The sequence below is a fragment of the Nocardia sp. NPDC006982 genome (genome assembly GCF_042869435.1).
In the GTDB taxonomy this organism is placed as follows: domain Bacteria; phylum Actinomycetota; class Actinomycetes; order Mycobacteriales; family Mycobacteriaceae; genus Nocardia.
Genome location: NZ_JBIAFV010000006.1, coordinates 77,353 through 92,707, shown reverse-complemented (window position 1 = coordinate 92,707; position 15,355 = coordinate 77,353). Strand labels below are relative to the sequence as shown.

At 62.1% G+C, this 15,355-nt stretch carries 20 protein-coding genes; 14 read left to right on the top strand and 6 right to left on the bottom strand.

The features are described from left to right. Positions 1-127 precede the first annotated feature (127 nt). Complete coding sequence (locus ACFYOW_RS24625) at positions 128-1,264, bottom strand: helix-turn-helix domain-containing protein (protein WP_387291587.1); 1,137 nt, start codon at positions 1,262-1,264, stop codon at positions 128-130. 920 nt (positions 1,265-2,184) lie between these two features. On the opposite strand from ACFYOW_RS24625, the gene ACFYOW_RS24620 reads away from it, so the two are divergent. From ACFYOW_RS24620 to ACFYOW_RS24590, 7 genes are all read left to right on the top strand, one after another. Next, on the top strand, positions 2,185-2,763 hold the full coding sequence (locus ACFYOW_RS24620; RefSeq protein ID WP_387291585.1) for a TetR/AcrR family transcriptional regulator: 579 nt from the start codon (positions 2,185-2,187) through the stop codon (positions 2,761-2,763). Between the two features lie 209 nt (positions 2,764-2,972). Continuing rightward, entirely contained in the window at positions 2,973-3,278 is a 306-nt protein-coding gene (locus tag ACFYOW_RS24615) for a hypothetical protein (RefSeq protein WP_387291583.1), read from the top strand. Between the two features lie 740 nt (positions 3,279-4,018). Next, positions 4,019-4,888, top strand: coding sequence for a hypothetical protein (locus ACFYOW_RS24610; RefSeq protein WP_387291581.1), 870 nt, complete (start codon positions 4,019-4,021; stop codon positions 4,886-4,888). Between the two features lie 210 nt (positions 4,889-5,098). Beyond that, a complete protein-coding gene (locus ACFYOW_RS24605) occupies positions 5,099-5,248 on the top strand; it encodes a DUF6959 family protein (protein ID WP_387291579.1) in 150 nt (49 codons plus the stop codon). Between the two features lie 84 nt (positions 5,249-5,332). Further along, entirely contained in the window at positions 5,333-5,779 is a 447-nt protein-coding gene (locus tag ACFYOW_RS24600) for an ankyrin repeat domain-containing protein (protein ID WP_387291577.1), read from the top strand. A 6-nt stretch (positions 5,780-5,785) separates the two neighbouring features. Then, on the top strand, positions 5,786-6,067 hold the full coding sequence (locus tag ACFYOW_RS24595; protein WP_387291575.1) for a DUF6881 domain-containing protein: 282 nt from the start codon (positions 5,786-5,788) through the stop codon (positions 6,065-6,067). Positions 6,068-6,493: 426 nt separating this feature from the next. Further along, a complete protein-coding gene (locus ACFYOW_RS24590; protein ID WP_387291573.1) occupies positions 6,494-6,961 on the top strand; it encodes an NUDIX hydrolase in 468 nt (155 codons plus the stop codon). Here ACFYOW_RS24590 and ACFYOW_RS24585 read toward each other — a convergent pair. Beyond that, a complete protein-coding gene (locus tag ACFYOW_RS24585; protein ID WP_387292395.1) occupies positions 6,949-7,464 on the bottom strand; it encodes an HD domain-containing protein in 516 nt (171 codons plus the stop codon). The two genes, ACFYOW_RS24590 and ACFYOW_RS24585, sit on opposite strands and share 13 nt — an antisense overlap. 365 nt (positions 7,465-7,829) lie before the next feature. Here ACFYOW_RS24585 and ACFYOW_RS24580 point away from each other — a divergent pair, with 365 nt between their 5' ends. Together ACFYOW_RS24580 and ACFYOW_RS24575 are read left to right on the top strand one after the other, a co-directional pair. Next, complete coding sequence (locus ACFYOW_RS24580) at positions 7,830-8,876, top strand: asparaginase (protein ID WP_387291571.1); 1,047 nt, start codon at positions 7,830-7,832, stop codon at positions 8,874-8,876. A gap of 2 nt (positions 8,877-8,878) precedes the next feature. After that, a complete protein-coding gene (locus ACFYOW_RS24575; RefSeq protein WP_387291569.1) occupies positions 8,879-9,373 on the top strand; it encodes a PPC domain-containing DNA-binding protein in 495 nt (164 codons plus the stop codon). Positions 9,374-9,466: 93 nt separating this feature from the next. Here the strand turns inward: ACFYOW_RS24575 and ACFYOW_RS24570 are convergent, their stop codons facing one another. From ACFYOW_RS24570 to ACFYOW_RS24555, 4 genes are all read right to left on the bottom strand, one after another. Further along, a complete protein-coding gene (locus tag ACFYOW_RS24570) occupies positions 9,467-9,901 on the bottom strand; it encodes an NUDIX domain-containing protein (RefSeq protein ID WP_387291567.1) in 435 nt (144 codons plus the stop codon). Between the two features lie 244 nt (positions 9,902-10,145). Then, a complete protein-coding gene (locus ACFYOW_RS24565; protein WP_387291565.1) occupies positions 10,146-10,685 on the bottom strand; it encodes a GNAT family N-acetyltransferase in 540 nt (179 codons plus the stop codon). Positions 10,686-10,743: 58 nt separating this feature from the next. After that, positions 10,744-11,685, bottom strand: coding sequence for a phosphotransferase (locus ACFYOW_RS24560; protein ID WP_387291563.1), 942 nt, complete (start codon positions 11,683-11,685; stop codon positions 10,744-10,746). A gap of 91 nt (positions 11,686-11,776) precedes the next feature. Further along, entirely contained in the window at positions 11,777-11,923 is a 147-nt protein-coding gene (locus tag ACFYOW_RS24555) for a hypothetical protein (protein ID WP_387291561.1), read from the bottom strand. On the opposite strand from ACFYOW_RS24555, the gene ACFYOW_RS24550 reads away from it, so the two are divergent. The 5 genes from ACFYOW_RS24550 (at position 11,906) to folE2 (ending at position 15,335) form a co-directional block, all read left to right on the top strand. Further along, a complete protein-coding gene (locus ACFYOW_RS24550; protein WP_387292433.1) occupies positions 11,906-12,040 on the top strand; it encodes a hypothetical protein in 135 nt (44 codons plus the stop codon). The two genes, ACFYOW_RS24555 and ACFYOW_RS24550, sit on opposite strands and share 18 nt — an antisense overlap. A 767-nt stretch (positions 12,041-12,807) precedes the next feature. Continuing rightward, complete coding sequence (gene queC, locus ACFYOW_RS24545) at positions 12,808-13,518, top strand: 7-cyano-7-deazaguanine synthase QueC (RefSeq protein WP_387291560.1); 711 nt, start codon at positions 12,808-12,810, stop codon at positions 13,516-13,518. After that, positions 13,518-14,159: a 7-carboxy-7-deazaguanine synthase gene (gene queE, locus ACFYOW_RS24540; protein ID WP_387291558.1), complete on the top strand. Its 642-nt coding sequence runs from the start codon at positions 13,518-13,520 to the stop codon at positions 14,157-14,159. Before queC ends, queE begins: the two co-directional genes overlap by 1 nt. Further along, entirely contained in the window at positions 14,159-14,530 is a 372-nt protein-coding gene (gene queD, locus ACFYOW_RS24535) for a 6-carboxytetrahydropterin synthase QueD (RefSeq protein WP_387291556.1), read from the top strand. The genes queE and queD overlap by 1 nt, the downstream gene beginning before the upstream one ends. After that, entirely contained in the window at positions 14,511-15,335 is an 825-nt protein-coding gene (gene folE2 / locus ACFYOW_RS24530) for a GTP cyclohydrolase FolE2 (protein WP_387291554.1), read from the top strand. Before queD ends, folE2 begins: the two co-directional genes overlap by 20 nt. Positions 15,336-15,355 lie beyond the last annotated feature (20 nt).

Genomic DNA, 15,355 nt, shown 5'->3' with positions numbered 1-15,355 from the left:
GAACAATCACTCGGGATGCTACCAACATTGGGATGTTCAGAACATCCCAAATGATGTCGGCTGCTGGGACGGGGAACGTCGTGGTTGTGTCGGTGCCCGCGTCGCCCGACAGCTCGCCGGGTACTGATCAGGAGAGCGGTGGACCAGCGTATGGCCGTCGGATCGCCTGTTGGAAACGGATATCGCGGGTGTCAGGGAGTTCACCGACCTGAATGGACACCGAGAATGGCTCTCGGGTTACCGGATCTAGCATGTGACACAGATCGTCAGGCTCACGACCGTAGGCGACCTGGATTCCACCCTGCCAGCGATCATTGAACTCGTCGCTCGCGCTCAATCTCTCGAGCAAGTCGACGGCTTGGGGAGAATCGCGGTAGCGACCGAGTCCCGCACGGACCAACGCCACGAGCCCGGTCGCCTCGTAATCCCATTGCAGGGCAACATCTTTGGCAGGCGATCTGGCCGCACCGGGCCGGAAATGCCACAGTGCGACGTTGTGGCCTGCGGCCACGATATCGGGCTCTGCTCGGTAGAAGCTTTCGTTCCCGACGAGGACATTCCACAAGGGGTCGGTGAATACACAAATGATTCCGACCTGATCGAAGAACTTCAGAGCGGCAAGGCGATCCGGAGTGCTCACACGATCGCGCAACTCCTCGATCGGCGCCAGTTCGACGGGCGGCTCGGCCAGTTCCCGAGTGAAGCGGGCCTGCATCTCGTCGAGCCGGTAGCCGACGATGAGCTGGTCCAGCACACCCCGAAGTGGTATGAGCCCTTCATTCTCGATCTGCTTGATGTAGGAATCGCTGATGCCGGTACGTGTCTCGGCGGACTTTCGCGTGTGCCTCCGGTGCTCACGGACCTTGCGTAACCAGTCACCGAGGTTGGGCATCTCGGCCTTGTCAGATGTTTGGGCGCGGCCACGCCGCTGGGTCATGGCTCGTCTTGCAGGAGTCGAGCTCACGTTTGTCGTCCTCCCCGTCTTGTCATCGCTGCCAGAGATATTTCCCTCGCCATCACAGGAAGGCGAGGGGAGGTCACCGCAGACTCCCCCAAGCTGCTTCTGTCCTAGCAGACCTAGATCAATCCGGCAAACGCGTAAAGCCTTGATGCGATTGCGAAAAGGTTGCTTCAGCGGCCGATACTTCGACTCCTCGAGCGTGTCTGCGATCGAGCGGAGTCTCACCGTCGCGCAGTCTGCGGCCACCACGCCCAGGGCGGCCCATTGTGCCGCTTTGTCGTAATCGTGTTCTTCTGAACTCATTTGGTGCCTACGCTGAAATGGTCATCACGAGTGGGCGTCGGCTGAGACCCCGCCAAGCAGCAGCGGCCGAGAATCTCCAGATGGACAAAGCTATTGCCAATTGCCCCGATCCGTGCTGGTCAGGACGGTCCAGCCTATGGACAAGGAAATTGGCTGGCAAAAACGTTGTCCCCTCAAGGGGTAGCGCCGAAACCGTTTTCGAGGTTTTGATGGCGTATGTGCGACTGCCGGCCTCGGCGCTTACCGCGTCGCGTGCGTCGCGATCCGCTCTCGGTGCTCAGGTGAGGAACAACGCAATTGATCCAGATTCTGCGAACATGCCGGACCGTCGGTAGTGGCGAGACGAACGGCATGGGCGACAGCCAGGCTCCTACGACCGGTCTCGTCCTCGTAGCCACGAATACCGTGGGACGGCTGAAACCAATGGCACTGACAAACCCGACACTGGCAGCGACGGCTGTAAGTGGTTGCGGGCGAAACGCTTTGTCAGTGCTGGTATGCGTAGTGCCGCGACCGTCCAACCGCAGTACGGACGAGTGCGGAGATAGCCGATCGAGATGCGCGTACAGATCCTCCGCCGTTCGGGCTGCCAGGGTCACGACTTTCGCCCGCTTCTTCGAAGCGGAACGAAACAAAATCGACGATGAATCGACCGCCACGAGGTATGGCGGGTCGTCGTCGTTTGACGGCAGCGCTTCGGTAGGCGGGCGGTTTCGATGATCGCATCGGCCCGTCAGGGCGATCTGCGCTCGCCTTGCCCGACAGTCGCCGGTGATGCTCGACAACCCACGACCGCCCCATGCCCGATTGTTCGAGAGGAAGTGATGGAAGAAGCGGCCACAAGTGTGCCTCGCGAAATCGGCTCGATATCTGGGTGCGCACGAAGCTCTCCGAGCAGCTCGACCGCGCGAGCCGCCGGGGTGGCACGTAGAGCGGGACAGACCCGCGAGCATTTCTTCCGTGCGGCGACCGAGTTGTTTCTCACGCGCGGCTACACCGAGACATCGCTCAAGGACATCTGCACACGCGCAGGCCATGGCTACAACGCATTCGTCGCCCACTACAACTCCAAGCCGGAACTCGGCAACGAAGTCGCGGAAATGCTGGCCAACCGTGGGGTACAACGAATTCAGCAAGCCGCCCCGCGTGACATCGACCACCTGATCACCATGTTGGTGATGTGGGCGACAACCCTGGTGACGAGGCCCGCGTGGGCGATGCTGGAGCTGGCCCTCGTAGCCATCGATGACCCCAGACGAGCCGAGGCGACGGCGCGGGTCAGACTACTGCGCGACACCCTCACCGAACTGGTTGTCAGCACGGCAGATTCGCCCCGCGAGTCGGCTTCCGTCGACAATACGATGTCGTTCTTGGTGACGGCGGTCATCGGTATGGCCATCCAATACGCCAACGGCTTGGAGATAACTGGCAAGACGATCGACAGACAGGTCCGACTAATTCTGGAAGCTCGTGGACTTGAGAGGTGCGCACAGGAATAGGTCGACAATCACGAGATCGGACGATACGTGGGAACTCGTGGCCCCGGTCCCCAAACTAGTTCGATTAGTGCGGGCAGGGATGCCGGCCAGGCCGCCTCGAAGACTCGGAACCGCGATATCTCGTTTCGTCGAGTTTGATCAGGTCGCCTAAATTAATATCCAAATTGCAGCCCAGATCCGACGTCTGACCGGTTGGTACCGTCAACACCGTGGCCGCGTACCGCGAGTACCCCGACGATCAGCTGATGAGCCCGCAGCAACGTGCCCTACTGCTCAAGGTGATCACCGCGCTTGACGCTGGCGAGACCGACATCTACCGCGCGGTCGCGACTCGAATGACTCCCCCTCCGCTGGGGGAAGATGTCAATACTGTGCTGCGAATCCTCGACATCGAGGCAATCCGATATCGGCCGGGTGAGCCGGGCGAAGTAGTTCTCTCACGCATCCTGGACGCCCTTGAAGCCGCCGCGAACGGCGTCGAGTTCAAGCTCCCACCGGAGGAAGACGCCGACTAGACCAGACCGAGTAGTATTCGAATCTGTGTTCGAGTACTGGACGGGTGAATTCTCGGCGCCGCTGAAGCGCGTCGTGGATCCGCCGCGACATGTACTCATCGACCTGAGCGCAGCGATCCCGACCAACGGTCCATTTCGGGCGGACAGAGTTTCGCTGCGGTCCAAGAACGGAGGCCTCGACGTCACCGCGACCGTGCCCGGCTTACTACTGGCATGGGCCCGCGCGACCGATGGGACCTGGCTCGGCCTGTGCTGTTTCGCTATCCACACTGGCAACCAGCGAGGCCGTGTCGAGACCAGACAGTGGTGCCCGGCACGGGCCATATCTTTGAGGCGTGACTAGCTGCTACCGAAGCGAACCCGACTGACGGACACATCCTTCGCGATAACCGTGCTGGCCGGATTCTGAATTGTTCCGGCTGTTGGGTAACGGAGGGCTTGATGGGTCCTTGCAAATCCTGATCATCCGATGGACCGTGCGTGAATCGACCCCTGTGATACCGCGAAAGTGTCGGAACGGCACGCCTTTTGGTACCCGCTACAAGCGACAAGCGGTGAGCCGTCAGAAGGGATCCGCTGTCGAGGTGACGGATGCGTACGCCACGAAACCGCCGGGCGTAGGCCGAGTCTGCTGGAGAGTTCACACATGGAGTCGCGAAACGCGGCGGCCGGATGCGCGAGCTGCGACCATGGTCAGGGTCACATGCCGGAAGGCGGCCGAGCGATCAATGGGGGTACCGATGCTGGAGACGAGCGCGACTGCGACCGGGACGCAGGCCGATGATGCGGAGCCGGTGGCGTACCGATGGACCACTATCGTGACCGACGCGGCCGGGCATCAACGGCCGACCTTGCGCGGCCAGGGCCGGTTCGACACCGAGGACTCCTACACCGCGCGCGCCCACGACAGCCACACCGACCTGGCCGCAGCGGTGTTCGCCGAGGTGTGCGGCGAAATGGTCGAATACCACCGCGACGCTGTGCTCGACGCCCGCATCGATGGCCAACCCGACCCGGTCCCACCCATCACAGTCACCACTACAGTCCACGATGCCCACGACACTGCCGTGGCAATCCTGACCGGCCTGCTCCATCATCGGCCAGTAACCGAAGACGAGGTCGCCGACGCCGCAGTCACATTGGGGCAGAGTGCAGTCGCCGACGCATGCCAGCGCATTGACCAACTGCGCGACCCCCGCAGCATCAGCCACCACGATTTGGTCCCGCCAGTCCTTGACCTCGATGTCGAGCTGCGCGCTTACACCGACGTCCACGCGGTTGGTGAGGGTGCGGTTGCGGCCGTCGACGACGAGCGGCGACAACGGCTGCGTGCGCTGCGAGCCGCTGCAGCAGAACTGCGGGCCGAGGTATACAACCCCGAGTACTGCCGCCAGCAACTCGCCACCATGGAAGATGCCCTCGCCGCCGCCCACACCACCGAAACCCCACCCTCGACCAAACCACCCGGCGACGAGTATCGATCCGCCGTCGCACTGATCGATTGGCAGGCCCGCGTCGATCGCTGGCAGCGGCTGCTAGAGATCTCCACCGAGGCCTACCTCGACGCCGCCAGACTTGACACCGCCGCCGAACACCTGCGCCGCGGATAGATACATCCGAACTTTCTCGATAGGCGCGAGCCGCCCGGCGGCGATGCCGGCACGCACACGAAGGTCCAGAGCCGATGACGGCAGCGAATGCTGGAAAACGTGTCGTGCTAATCGGCGGCGGGCAGGATACAAGGGGTGCGGGCAAGCAAGTCCGGGAACGGGTAGTCGTCGGGCACGCTGCTCGCTACGACATCGAGCCCGGTCCTATCTTTGTACGCATCGTTCACGGCGGACCGCCTGATTCGCGATTCGACCCGTAAGTTTCCAGGGGTGTTGGTGCGAGGTGACACTCTGAAATCTTTATTGGCGATCGTCGAGGAGGATTGTCCAGGATCGCTTTCTCGTGAAATTCTGGTCTAATGAGTTGATCTCTATGAGTCGATGATGTGGCAAGCTGGCATTGGATTGCCATATCATCTTCGGTCGCGGTGAGGAAGCTTGGCGATGTGGGGAAAGAAGGCGGATAAAATTCCGCCCGTTGAACGCGATCGGGGCGGTCGAATTCCTTTGCACTACGCTGCAGTGGCCAGTGAGAGTGGCAACGACGCCCTTGTCACCTGGCTGCTCGCGCAGGGCCAAGACCCCAACGACCGCGATCACGTCGGGTTCACCCCGCTGCACGGCGCAGCCCAGTATGACCGTGTCGCGGTGGTGCGCGCGCTGCTCGATGCTGGTGGCAGGGTTAACGCGCAGGACGATGAAGGCAACACTGCATTGATGTATGCCGTCCGCAGTCCATGGACCAGTCCGGAAGTTGTTCAGTTGCTGCGGGACCGAGGCGGTGATCCGACGATCCAGAACCAGCAGGGCAGCTCCCCGCTGTCGCGTGTTCGTCGCGTCAGCAACAAACCCCTTATCAAAGCAGTGTTCGCCGACCTCCTCGACGAGTAACCGGTCATGAGATATGTGAAAGTCACCTGGGACCATGATTTCGAGGACGAGCCGGTGGCGTACTTCCATGAGGTCGATGTCGACGACTGGGAAACACGCAGAGTGCAGGTTTATCGCGACGGGCGTATGGAGTGGGCTGATAGGTCCAATGAGACCGCTGCCGCCGGAGTCGCAGAGATACCGATTGCACCGATCGAAGAAATAGCAGCACAACCCGAATTCGCCGCAGAAGAAATATCTCGAGATCAATTCGAGCGCGCGTGGTCGAGGGCCCGCATCGCGCGGTAAGCACCCCAGCTGACGGAACTCAAGAGCCTACTGGCCGCTGACCCTGCGGCCCACTGCCAGGTCACCGAGGGGGTCCGCCGTCCCGAAGCGCCGACGCTGATCGCAGAGATGCTCGCTTTTCTGACGTCCAACTTTCCCACTCGGCGCGACGGTGCCTGGGGCCGACACTGCTTGAAAGCGGTTTCGTTGTTGCGATTTCCAGGCAGTTTCGCGAGGTGCACCTGAGAGCTCTGGACTGCCCAGCAACCGCTCGCGTCCACGTTTCTACAACAGTTGGAGGGCGGCGCGGCCCCGGTCTCTGTCATCGAATCCGGTCTTCCAGCTCAAACGCGTTGGTGAGATCGGATGGTTCGACAACTACACCGAAAGCTTCGACGCCATCTGGGCTGACGCACAGCCCTGGACACCCTGATTGAAAGGCCGATCATGGGCAGGATCGAGTACTACCACGACCCAAAGGCACCCAAGCCCAATTCCCTTGTGGTGGCCTGCAATCTGCTAGTCACCGACGAACATGGGGCAATCCTGCTGCAACGCCGCCGCGACACCGGGCAATGGGCGTTGCCCGGTGGTGCCATGGACTTGGGCGAATCCGCGGGCCAGTGTGCCATTCGCGAATGTGAGGAGGAAACCGGCATCACGGCGGAAATCACGGGATTCCTTGGCGTCTACAGCAATCCGAACCACATCGTCGCCTACACCGACGGCGAGATCCGCCAACAGTACGAGAACTGCTACATCGGCCGCCCGGTTGGGGGTGAGCCGACGATCAACGAGGAAGCCGACGGCGTCACCTGGGTCCATCCACAGGACCTGGACCAATACGACATCCACCCAAGCATGCGCCAACAGATCGGGGACTTCTTGTATGGGAACTACCCCTATCTCGGCTGAGCAGCCAGAGCCTGCTCGACGCGGGTAGCGGTGGCGAGGATTTCAGGCTCTGCCCGCTGGATGAACCTGCCCACCACGGTATCTGGCCCGTAGCGCGCCACGATCTCGGCGATCCGAGCCGGCGCCGTGGTCGGCGTTCCATCGGGGGTCGTGGTTATGTCGCAATAGGTCAAGGCATCCACGAGGAGCTGATCGTCGAGGATCGGGAACTCGGATTCCAGCTGCTCACGCAGGCCACGCTCCTCAGCCTCCAGCAGCGCGAAGGTGTGGTTGGCGACCAGTCGAACCAGCCGGTCGTCGGCCTGATGCTCGTCCCTCAGGAAACGGGCACCGTCCAACGGATGGAAGCCGCTGAGTGCCAGTCGCGGTGCGTAGCCCACGTCGTGCAGGAGGGCAGCACCGACGAGGAGGTCGCTGTCTTCGCCTTTCAGGTATGCCATTTCGGTCGCGGCACGCGCCACTCCTTGGGTGTGTGCCCAGCGGCGGGGTAGTACTTGCGACAGCTCGTTCTGACCTACATGCCACGCCCAGGACTATCCGTGATCGGCCACTGCCTCACGCTACCGAAATTCACTGCCATCGGGAGAGGCTAAGTAAGTCTGTCACTCGGATACCAGCGCATGCCGACAGGCCGCTGATCGAGCTTCAGCCGCGCTCTGGGTCGCAAGCGCAATGACGCAGTAGCGGTTGGGTAACAGAACTAGCCGTTTGCCTTCTCGTATGCGTCGCGCCTCATTCACGAAGCCGAGCTACAGACGGCCGGGACTGATAACCAAAGGGTTAGCCGCCGCACTCGCACAGCCATTGCAGCGCGGTGGGATGCCGATTTCTCGCCGACCTCGACTACCAAGATCGCTAGGCTGCCGGGGTGTCTTCCGCCGAAACCGGCCGCCGTGTGATCATTTTCGCCCTCGGCGGCACCATCGCCATGTCGGCCAGCCCCACCGGGGGTGTCGCGCCCACGCTGACCGCTAAGCAGCTTGTTGCGGCCATCCCGGGACTCGCCGACAACGGCGTCGCCGTCGAGGTCGTCGACTTTCGCCAAATGCCGGGCGCGTCACTGAAGATCTCCGACATCACCGCACTCGCTGACGCCATCGACCAACGACTCGCAGACGCCGACGGTGCTGTTGTCACACAAGGCACCGACACAATCGAGGAAACAGCCTACTTACTGGATCTCCTGCACACCGCGCCGCAATCAGTAGTCGTGACCGGAGCGATGCGCAACCCCACACTCGCCGGAGCCGACGGTCCCGCCAACCTGCTGGCCGCCATCCAAACCGCCGCCCACCAAAAGTTCCGGGGGCAAGGATGCCTCGTCGTTCTCGGCGACGAAATCCACGCCGCGCGCCGGGTCCGCAAAACCCACACCACCAGCCCCGCCACCTTCCAATCACCCAACGGCGGACCACTGGGCTACATCGCCGAGGGTCACCCCCACCTGCTCAACCAACTCCCACACCGCGCCGCCGTCCCGACCTCACCCGGCGACGACATCCGCGTATCGATCATCACCATGGCCCTCGGCGACGACGGCACCACACTGCAAGCAGTCGGCGACCACGTCGACGGCATCGTCATCGCGGGCCTCGGGGCCGGACATGTTCCCGCGCAGACAGTCCCGCTGCTGGAGACCGTCGCCGACAAGGTCCCCGTCGTCCTCGCATCACGCACCGGCGCCGGCTCGACCCTTCAGGCAACCTACGGATTCCCCGGCTCGGAACGCGACCTCATATCCCGCGGCCTGATCCCCGCCGGTTACCTCGATCCGATCAAAGCCCGCATCCTGCTGCTGACACTGATCGCGGCGAACTGCGACCGCGCCGCGATCACCGCCGCGTTCGGCGCGGAGGGCGGATACCGCGATACCGAAACATGGCCCTGGCCAACGAATCTGGACAAGGACACCTGATCGTGCGCAGCCACGAACTCACCGTGGGCCGATCATTCGGAGTCGTATTCGACCACGGCGACGACTTCTACCCAGCGCTCACCGAATTCTGCCGAACCAACAACCTCCGCCAAGGCTTCATCCCCTCGTTCATCGCCGGGTTCAGCGAAATCGACATCGTCGGCACCTGCGACCGGCTCGACAACCCACAAGCACCCGTCTGGTCCCGCGTGCACCTGACCAACGTCGAAGCCTTCGGCGGCGGCACACTCGCCTACGACCCCGAAACGAACCAGATCAAGCCCCACATCCACGTCGCCGTCGGCTTGAAGGAACACTCCGCAACCGGACACACCAGTCACCTGCTCGCCGCCAAAGTTCAGTTCCTCACCGAAATGCTCATCATCGAAGTCGCCCACCCGGACATGCACCGCACCCCCCAACCCAGCCTCTACGACGTTCCAGTGCTCACCTTCGACAGCGCACCCACCAACCATCTCGCCCCGCCCGCCCCATAGCACCGCGAATCCACGAGATCGCTGCAATCCGTCGAGCCGGGATATCGTCGGCACCGGCGCGGGCGCGCGTGAGCTTCCTGGCGTTTGGCCTGTTCAGTCGTAGAGCCGACCGAGTCGCGCGCCTTGTCCGGACTGCAGGACATGGGCGGTTTCCAGTGGTATCCAGAAGCATTCGAACTGCGTCGGCTCGCCGTCGCCGTCGTGGTCTTCCTGGCTGGTCCATCGGTCGGGGGCGTCCTCGTGCAGTGCCAGCTCGAAGAAATGCCGATGCTGGATCTCGAACCGGTATGGGCTGATGTCGTATTCGGCTTCCCCGAGCTTCCGGATGATGGTGAATGCCGACAGTCCCGTCTCCTCTCGGGCTTCGCGTACTGCGGCGTCTTCGGGCGTCTCCCCGGCTCGGATGGTGCCGGCGGGCACTTGTATGCCCACCTGCTCCCAGGAGAAGTCGGTGTGCCGGAACACCAGCAAATTGCCGTCGCGCACGATATAGACCAGCACCTTTTGCGTGATGACCTTCTCGGGCATCGAACGTAATCCTTTCCTAGGCAATGGAAAACATGGTGAAGGTGTCGACTGAATCGGCCACTGAACGCATACCCCTCGGAGCGTGCGCTGCCACCGAGTTTGCGGCGCCTGCCGATCACAGCGGGCTGATCGGCACTGTCAATGCGGTACAGGCCGCGACACGAGCCGCCATCGTAGTTCTGCCCCTCGCTCGGTGCTGGGCTGGTTAACAGCCCCGGCGACAACGTCCGCCACAGGATGGAATTCAGCCGATCCAGTAGCGGCGGATGAGGGTGCCGTCGGCGCATGGTTCGACCGATTCCAGTACGCCGCCGCAGGATTCGATGATCCGTCGTGAACCAAGGTTGTTCTCGTCACAGGTGATGAGTGCGCGGTCGATACCGAGTGCGTCGGCGATTGTGAGACTGTGGCGCAGGATCGCCGTGCCGTAGCCGCGGCGCCGATATGGTGCCAGCACCCCGTAGCCGATGTGACCGCCTCTGCGGCGCAGTGAGTCGTTGAGGGTATGCCGGATCGACGCGCGGCCTACCACCTGCTCGTGTGCGACGGCCACCAGATACGTGGCGGCGACGATACCGTCAGGCAGATTCAGCCCTCGCTGCTGGTCATCGAGGGCGGACAGGTAATGCGACCACGTCATATCTGGGGCCAGTCCCAAGGCGAAAGTGAAGCTGTCCTCCGACATCGCCTGATGCGCCGCGCGAACGACCTGTTCGTCCGAGAGCCGCAATGGGCGCAGGCGGACCGCCTCCAAGGGGTTCGATGTTCGCGAGACAGGTGCCATGAGCTCGAACCGTAGTCACCGATGTTGTTGTCGTCGAAGGATTTTCACGGTTCGGTACCTACGGCCCCGGCATTGTGATTCGCTTGGTCAGCCATTCTCGGGAGACGCGGGCTTTTTCGGCTTGGTGGACTCGCAGATTCGGTGACCGCGCAGGTGCGGATAGTCGACTGTTGCGGGCCCAGTAGCCCGACATCGCGCACACGAACGCAGTGATCGCGGCCGGGTCGGCGTCTGCGGTGACCGGGTGTGTGGCGAGAATGGTGTCCGGGTCGATCCCATCGGCGATAAGCGATGGCATGAGTGAGACGAGGTCGACCCACGCGGCACCGCTGCACGGCCAAGCCCAATCCACGACGACCACGCCGCCATCGTTGCGGTACAGCATGTTGTCGGGGCGAAGGTCGGTGTGCAGCAACGTGTCACCGGCCGCCAGATCGGACCAGGTCGCTTCCAACTTTGCCAGCCGGTCCAGGTTGCGTAGCGACCACCGGTCTAGATCAGCGGGCGGACCCTGTTCGGCGAACTGACGCCACCCGGTCAGCTCGGGACCGTAGGACTGCTCGATCGTGGGCACATCCGGAAGCGGGTTGGGCGTCAGCACCTCCGCCAGTCGCTCGACCACGGCCAAGACGGCGGCCAGTTCACGAGGGCGGTCGAGGCGAGGATGCCGCCCGGGCACCGCTTCGAACACGGTGACCAGCCATCCCGTCGTCTCGATCGAGAACAGCACCGCAGGCGTCGGGACCACAGCAGGCAAGTGCGCAACCGTGTCTGCTTCGGTGCGATACCGCACGGCGAGGGCGTCATCGCTGGGGATCGCCTTCGCGAAAACCGTTCGACCGTCGTCCAATTCCACAAGCGCGGCCATGCCGTGGCTGAATCCGCCGGAAGGGATCGTCACCATCTGAACCCGAGCATGCAGGCGGTGCTCGATCGCCCCGCGCACCGCGGCGGGCAGTTGGTCCCATCCGATCCGATACGCGGCCTGCTCGTCTGTCATCGCACCATCGTGGATCCCGCGCCACCGCGGACTCCACTCATTTTCGGCGAGCGACCGCGATCGGACGTCCCGATGGCGTCGATCGGGGCTGTCACGGATGTGTTCGAGGCTGCCGTAGGTAGAGGCCTGCTTCCTCGAAGTCCCAGCCCTGTTTGTAGAACCCCGCAACGTCGAGGTGCGTTGCCAGCCCGAGGTGGTGGAGTTGGCGTTGGGTCGCCCAGTGGGTGATTCGGTCCATGATGAGCGTGCCGATGCCTCGATGCTGGTGGCACAGGTGTGGGCGTTCACGATCACCTCATCGCCGGGTCCGATACCGCGGGCGGTGGACATCAAAGTGCAGCGCCGCTGTGGCTGAGTTGGTGAGGATGGCGTGGCGGTCACCGAAGTAGTGCTGAAGTGCATATTCCAGTCGGGCAATGATACCCCGAACGATCGTAGATCGAGATGCCCTCATCGAGCTGATCAAGCACAGCAATGCTGGTGGCCGCGGCTAGTGGTGGCCATGAAAAGTGTGACGCTGCTTCGGATATGACGGGCTGGCCGCCGAGCAACGCGAGTGGTGAGGTACAAGAGCGTCGAGCCTGGTGAGGAACCGACTGAAGTGGGGCTGACTCAGGGAGCGTGTGCCAGTCGATGTCCCACCACCCCCGCTGCTGAATTCGGCGGCTCCAACGCGCCTCGCGAGAACGGTCTCCTCGGATGATCGACAACACCGACCCGCTCGATCTGGCCGGGCATTAGACGCAGCTCCAGGGGTGACGGACGTGGCCAACGCCGAAGCAGATAGAAACTGCACTGGTGTGATCAACCCAACCTTGTAGTTATCACCAATCTTGCGGTCCTCGCGCGGGGGCGGAGTGAGCAGATCGTCCGATCATCATGCAGTCACGTTGAAGTTTGTGCGACTTAGCAGGTTGACTGATGTCGATGAGGATGCAGATCAGAGGTACCGCACAGGTGATCTGTAGGCCGGGCGCGTGTGTCCGGTGCTTGCAGTGAATGACATGGTTGTAGTTTGCTGTTAGCAGTCTTGGCAAAACTGTGGATAGCTGGCTTGAAGCCTTGGTGCAGTTTCGGATACAACTGCACTTCGCGTGGTGACGGGTGCGATTTTTGGAGGAGATGATGGACGTGGTCAAGAAGGCCGTGGTGCTGCTGAGCGGAGGGCTCGACTCCTCGACGGTCTTGGCAATCGCCAGGCATGAGGGGTACGAGACCTACGCTCTTAGCTTCCGCTACGGCCAGCGGCACAGTGTTGAGTTGGAGGCTGCAGGTCGTGTCGCGAAGGCACTTGGCGCATCGGGACATGTGGTGGCCGACATAGACTTACGAGTCTTCGGTGGTTCGGCGTTGACTGCTGACATCGACGTTCCTCATCACGATCGTGCCGACGAGATCGACGCCGCCGAGATCCCGATCACGTATGTTCCTGCGCGGAACACGATCTTCCTGTCGTTTGCCCTGGCGTGGGCCGAGACTCTCGGCGCCAGTGATGTTTTCATCGGAGTCAACGCTTTGGACTACAGCGGCTACCCGGACTGCCGACCGGAGTACATCGAAGCGTACGAACGGATGGCGAACCTCGCGACCAAGGCTGGTGTGGAGGGGGTCCAGAAATTGAAGATCCACACACCGCTGATCGAGTTGACCAAGGCGCAAACCATCTCGCGTGGCCTGGATTTGGGTGTGGACTATGGGCTGACTCACAGTTGCTATGACCCGCGCCCGGATGGTGCCGGTTGCAGAACCTGTGACTCGTGCTTGCTGCGTATCCGTGGCTTTGCGGAGCTGGGAATGGCGGACCCGGCGCCATATGCCGCCGGGGTCGCGTGATGGTGTATCAGGTCAAGGAGATCTTCTACACGCTACAGGGAGAAGGCGGCAACGCAGGTCGCCCAGCTGTGTTCTGCCGGTTCGCAGCTTGCAACCTGTGGAATGGCCGGGAGTCCGGGCGTGCTCGCGCGATCTGCAAGTTCTGCGACACGGACTTCGTGGGTACAGACGGGCCGGGGGGTGGCAGTTTCGTGACAGCAGCGGCGTTAGCTGAGGCTGTTTCAGGAACATGGGAAGGGCTCGCTCATCAACGAGCCCGCAGGCTTGTCGTGTGCACCGGCGGAGAGCCGTTGCTCCAACTCGATCAGCCGCTGGTCGAAGCACTCCATGAAGCGGGATTCGAGATTGCTGTCGAAACCAACGGGACCCGGCCTGCGCCAGAAGGCTTGGACTGGATCTGTGTCAGCCCGAAGGCTGGCGCTGATCTCGTCTTGACCGCAGGGGATGAACTGAAACTGGTATTCCCCCAGGAGGAAGCGCCTCCGGAGCTATACGAGTCGCTCGACTTTTCGTCATTGCTTCTGCAACCGATGGATGGACCGATGCTTCAGGAGAACACGAAGGCTGCGATCGAGTACTGCCTGCAGCATCCGCAGTGGAGGTTGAGCGTGCAAACCCACAAGTACATCGGGATCAGGTGATGGAGATCTTCCGGGAATTCACCTTCGAAGCTGCTCACCGCCTACCGAACGTCCCCGAAGGGCACAAATGCGCTCGGCTGCATGGGCATTCGTACAAGGTCGCCATTCATGTCACAGGTGAGGTGGAGGCCGAGTCGGGGTGGGTGATGGACTTCGGCGAGGTCAAGAAGGCTTTTGCGCCACTGGCCAACCAACTCGATCATCACTACCTAAACGAAGTGCCAGGACTGGAAAACCCCACCAGTGAGGTGCTCGCGCGTTGGATATGGCGGCGGCTGGCGGACGTACTGCCCTTGTCTCAGGTTGTCGTTCGAGAAACGTGCACCTCCGGGTGCATCTACAGGGGAGAGGATGAGCCACGTGCTGAGTGATGTTCAAGCGCAACCTGATATGCGCGGCATTGCCCTCGGTGAGGTTGGGATAGATGGACTGCGATATCCGTTGTTGGTCGCAGACGGCCAGGGGGGAAAACGTGAGGTCGCCGCAAGTGTCACGATGTCGGTGAGTCTCGGCGCTGACGTCAAGGGGGCTCACCTGAGCAGGTTTATCGAGGTTCTGCAGGAGTGGCGCGATCAGCTTGGACCGGCCAGCGCACTCAGTATGGTCGATGACCTGCGGCGTCGGATGGGAAGTACCACCGCACGAGTGAAGATAACGTTCCCGTACTTTCTCGAACGGCCGGCACCTGTCACTGGAATCGCGTCATTCATGGATTATGCGTGCGAGCTGGACATCAGGGTGGCTGATGCGGGAGCAGATCTACTGCAGCAAGTTCGCGTGCCGGTCACAAGTGTGTGCCCGTGTAGCAAGGCGATCAGTGACCGCGGAGCACACAATCAGCGGGGGTGGGTCACCATCGGCGTGCGGCCGCGCGACCCTCGCAGTGATCTCTGGTTCGATGACCTCATCACCGTAGCCGAATCGTCCGGCTCGTCGCCCGTCTACACGTTGCTCAAACGACCCGACGAGCGGCACGTCACGATGGCTGCCTACGACAACCCGGTCTTCGTGGAAGACATGGCCCGCAATGTTGTCACAGCTCTGCGCCGCGACAATAGGATCGCCGAATATCGGGTGCGTGTAGTCAACGATGAAAGTATCCACAACCACGCGGCGTACGCCGAGATCCCTTGGACGACAACAGATGAGGTCGGCGAGGGACGCGATGTCGGGTAGGCGGTCTCGGTCGACGGTCC